3 protein-coding genes and 1 pseudogene are annotated in these 4,244 nt (G+C 75.0%); 1 reads left to right on the top strand and 3 read right to left on the bottom strand.

Annotation, left to right across the window (positions count from 1 at the left end; all coding sequences use genetic code 11):
* Positions 1–49: 49 nt before the first annotated feature.
* Positions 50–823: an SAM-dependent methyltransferase gene (locus HUW36_RS27025; RefSeq protein WP_174530721.1), complete on the bottom strand. Its 774-nt coding sequence runs from the start codon at positions 821–823 to the stop codon at positions 50–52.
* Between the two features lie 115 nt (positions 824–938).
* Here HUW36_RS27025 and HUW36_RS27030 point away from each other — a divergent pair, with 115 nt between their 5' ends.
* Positions 939–1,418 carry a hypothetical protein gene (locus HUW36_RS27030; protein ID WP_174530722.1) on the top strand — a complete coding sequence of 160 codons (480 nt, stop codon included), beginning with the start codon at positions 939–941 and terminating at the stop codon, positions 1,416–1,418.
* Here the strand turns inward: HUW36_RS27030 and HUW36_RS27035 are convergent.
* Both HUW36_RS27035 and HUW36_RS27040 read right to left on the bottom strand, forming a co-directional pair.
* Entirely contained in the window at positions 1,394–3,760 is a 2,367-nt protein-coding gene (locus HUW36_RS27035) for a glycoside hydrolase family 65 protein (RefSeq protein WP_174530723.1), read from the bottom strand. The two genes, HUW36_RS27030 and HUW36_RS27035, sit on opposite strands and share 25 nt — an antisense overlap.
* 116 nt (positions 3,761–3,876) lie before the next feature.
* A pseudogene (locus tag HUW36_RS27040) lies at positions 3,877–4,244 on the bottom strand (prepilin peptidase); the annotation flags it as partial.

The following is a 4,244-nucleotide window of genomic DNA, read 5'->3' on the forward strand; positions in this document are numbered from 1 at the left end:
GGAGCCGCGGCGCGCGGGCCCCGCGGCGCGGCGGATCCGGACGGACCGGTCAGCGGCGGATGCCGACGCCGCCGTAGCCGTGCGACACGGCGGCCCGCGGCTCGCCGTCCGGCCGCCAGTCGGCCAACCGGACCAGACCGGGTTCGACCAGGTCGTAGCCGTCGAGGAAGCGGATCACCTCGGCGTGGGTGCGGGGCACCAGCGGCGCGCTGCTGCGCCGGTAGACCGCCGTGCCGGCCTGGGCGGGCAGCGGCGGCGCCCCGTCCAAAGTCAGGTGGGAGACCGCGAGGAGGCTGCCCGGCGCGGTGGCGTCCCGCAGCCGCGCCACGGCCGCCCACGGGTCGTCCGCGTCCGGCACGAAGTGCAGCACCGCCACCAGCAGCAGCGCCACCGGCTCGGCAAGGTCGAGGGTGGCGCGCAGCAGCGGGTCGGCGAGCATCTCGTCCGGCCGCCGCAGGTCGCCCCGAAGCACCACGGTGCGGCCGTCGGTGGGCAGCAGCCGCCGGGCGTACGCCACGGCCACCTCGTCGTGGTCGACGTAGACCACCCGGGCGTCGGGGGCGACCGCGCGGACCACCTCGTGCACGTTGCCCTGGGTGGGCAGGCCGGCCCCGACGTCGAGGAACTGGCGTATCCCCTGCTCGGCGGCCCAGCGCACGGCCCGGCGCAGGAACGCGCGGTTGGTCTGCGCCGCGACGCCGGTGTCCGGGAAGATCTTCAGGACCTCCTCGGCGGCAGCCCGGTCGGCGGCGAAGTTGTGGCAGCCACCCAGGTAGTAGTCGTACATCCGGGCGACGTTGGGTCGCGTCTCGGCCTCCGTCACGCCCTGATGTCTAGCACTCTGGGCGACACACCGCTGACCCGACGTGTCCGTGATCCGCTTGCCCAGGCGGTTGACCTGGTACGACGGTGGGACCAGCCGATTCGAGGAGGTATCGATGACCGGTGGACGGAAGACCGTGGAGGTCGACCCGGTGGTGTTCCGCGCCGTCTACGACTCGCCCGCCTCGCTGCCGGGGCGGCACCGGTGGACCACGCCGGAGGCGGACGTTCGGCGGCTGGAGAAGCTGCTGAACATCCCGCCGCGCAGCGTCGGCGCGCCGCTGTGGGTCAGCGGCGACGAGCCGGACTGCCCGAAGTGCGGGCGGCGGGTGACCTGGTACGACATCGTCTCCTCGGCGCTGCACGAGGTGCACGACCGGGCGATGGTCGCCCGCGTCGTCCTCGGTGAACGCAAGTACGTCAACACCGAGGTGCCGGACGCGATCCCCGGTGTGCACTGTGCCGACTGCCGCACCCCGATCACCGGCCTGCGCAGCTTCAAGTGCCACAACTGGGCGTACGCGTTCGAGGCGCTGGAGGAGATCGTCGAGCGGATGTCGGGCGTGCCCGTTCAGTCGCCGCCCGCCGCCTCCTGAGCGCGCCGGGCGGGGCGACGGCCGGGTGGGGAGGACGGCTCGGGGCCGGGGTCGGGCACCCGCGGCATCGGGCGGGTGACAGGCGTGCCGCCGCTGACGCGCAGCCGCTCGCCGTGGTGCCACAGCTCGACCGCGTCGTCGCCGCCGGCGTCGGGCAGCGCGTAGCCGGCCGTGTCCGGGGTGAGCGTGACCCGTAGCCGGTGCCCGCGCCAGCGCAGGTGGAACACCAGCCGGGTGATCCGGCGGGGCAGTCGCGGGTCGAAGGAGAGCACGCCCCGGTCGTCGCGCAGCCCGCCGAAGCCCTGCGCCACCACCAGCCACGCCCCGGCCAGGGACGCCAGGTGCAGCCCGTCGGCGGTCTTGTCGCCCAGGTCGGCCAGGTCCTGGAACGCCGTCTCGGCGAGCAGGTCGTACGCCAGGTCGAGGTGGCCGACCTCGGCGGCGAGGATCGCCTGCGCGGACGCGGACAGCGACGAGTCCCGGACCGTGCGGGCCTCGTAGTAGGCCAGGTTGCGGGCCTTCTCCTCGGCGGTGAAGTCGCCGGGGCACCGCAGCATGGCCAGGACGAGGTCGGCCTGCTTGACCACCTGCCTGCGGTACAGCTCCAGGTAGGGGAAGTGCAGCAGCAGCGGGTAGTCGTCCTCGCCGGTCGCGGCGAAGTCCCACTCCGGCTGCTCGGTGAAGCCGGCCGACTGCTGGTGCACGCCGCGCTTGCCGTCGTACGGGACGTGGACCGCGTCGGCGGCGGCCCGCCAGCCGGCCACCTCGGCCGGGTCGACGCCGAGCCGGTCGGCCACCTCCGGGCACCGCTGGACGGCGTCGGCGGCGCCGCGCAGGTTCCGCCGGGCCATCAGGTTGGTGAAGACGTTGTCGTCGACCAGGGCCGAGTACTCGTCCGGGCCGGTGACGCCGGTCAAGTGGAAGGCGCCGGCGTCGTCCCAGTGGCCGTAGCCGTGCCACAGCCGGGCGGTCTCGACGAGCAGATCGGCGCCGCACTCGGCGAGGAACGCGGTGTCGCCGGTGGCCGCGACGTAGCGCAGCACCGCGTCCGCGACGTCCGCGTTGACGTGCAGGCCGGCGCTGCCGGCCGGCCAGTAGCCGGAGCACTCCCGGCCGCCGAGCGTCCGCCAGGGAAAGGTCGCCCCGGTCAGCCGCAGCTCGGCCGCGCGCTCGCGGGCCTCGGGCAGGTGGGCGTGCCGCCAGCGCAGCGCCGAGCGGGTCAGCTCCGGCGCCAGGTACGTCAGCACCGGCAGCACGTACCCCTCGGTGTCCCAGAGCACGTGGCCGTCGTAACCGTTGCCGGTCAGGCCCTTCGCCGGGATGGTGCGGTCGCCGTCGGCCCGGCCGGACTGGATCAGGTGGAACACCGCGAAGCGGATCGCCTGCTCCAGCTCCGGGTCGCCGGCCAGCTCGACGTCGGCGGTGGCCCAGGCCGCGTCGAGGGCGGCTCGCTGCGCGTCGAGCAGGGCGTCGAACCCGTCGGCCCGGACCGCGTCCGCCTCCGCGACGACCAGGTCGGCCAGCTCGCCGGCGGGGGTGCCGTCCACATGCGCGCACTCGTACGCGGCGAACTTGGTGACCCGGATCCGCTCGCCCGGGCGCAGCGGCCCGGTGAGCGCCAGCCGGAACCGGTCGCCCGTCAGTTCGGTGTCGGTGGCCGTGTCGTCGGGGGTCTCGACCCGGTGCGCGACCGCCACCGCGACCCGCTGGCCGCTGTGTCCGGTCCGGTGCACCAGCACGCCGTCCGGGCCGTCGTGCCGGCCGGTCTCGGCGGTGAGCGGGTCGTGGATCACCGAGGCCGCCCGGGGGTCGTCGGCGCGTTCCGGCACCCGCTCGTTGGCCAGCAGGTCGGAGCAGATCCGCACCGGGACCGGACCGTCCAGCGGCTCGACCGTCCAGTCGACGGCGGCGACCGGCCGGCGGGGCAGCGAGACCAGCCGGGTGCTGACGACCCGGACGCCCCGGCCGCCCGGCGAGACCCACTCGGTCTCCCGGCGGACCACCCCGGCCCGCAGGTCCAGCTCCCGGTGGTGCCGCCGGATCGTGCCGGTGCGCAGGTCCAGCGGCTCCCCGTCCACCCAGAGTCGGACCAGGGCGGCGTTGGGGGCGCTGATCACGGTGTCGCTGCGTTCGGGGAAGGCGTACCCGCCCTCGGGGTAGCTCAGCTCGTGCTGTTCGTGGAACCCGTTGAGGTAGCTGCCGGGCATGCCGTACGGCTGACCCTCGTCGAGCGTGCCGCGCCAGCCCACCCAGCCGTTGGCCAGCGCGAACACCGACTCGGTCTCGCCGAGCCGGTCCAGGTCCGCGCTGGTGCGCCGGATGCGCCAACCGTCGTGCGACACGTGTCCTCCCGGGTGGTGCGTGGACCGCCACCGAACCAGACCCGGCTGAGAGGTGGCTGGGATCCCGGTACCCGGAGCGGGCCGCGCGACCACCCGAGGGTGGCCGAGCACACGGCTCAGGTGGTCAGCACCAGCGTGACCACGGTGCCGAGGACGAGGAACGGCCCGAACGGCAGGTGCGCCGACCAGCGGACCCGGCGGAGGAGCAGCAGCACCACCCCGGCCACGCCGGAGAGGGTCACCGCGAGCACCAGACCGGCCACCAGCACCGGCCAGCCGTACCAGCCGAGCAGCGCGCCGGCGCCCAGCGCCAGCTTGGCGTCGCCGAGGCCGAAGCCGCGCCGGCCGAGCAGCAGGGTGGTCGCCGCGAAGCCGGCGCCGACAGCGGCGCCGACCGGCAGATCGGCCCCGCCCCGGCAGAAGGGATCACGCAGATGTTCTGCAAGTACGGCGACCGGGGCGAGAACGTCCGCGCCCTCCAGTA

Origin of the sequence: Micromonospora maritima (assembly GCF_902825405.1) — a bacterium.
GTDB lineage: Bacteria > Actinomycetota > Actinomycetes > Mycobacteriales > Micromonosporaceae > Micromonospora > Micromonospora maritima.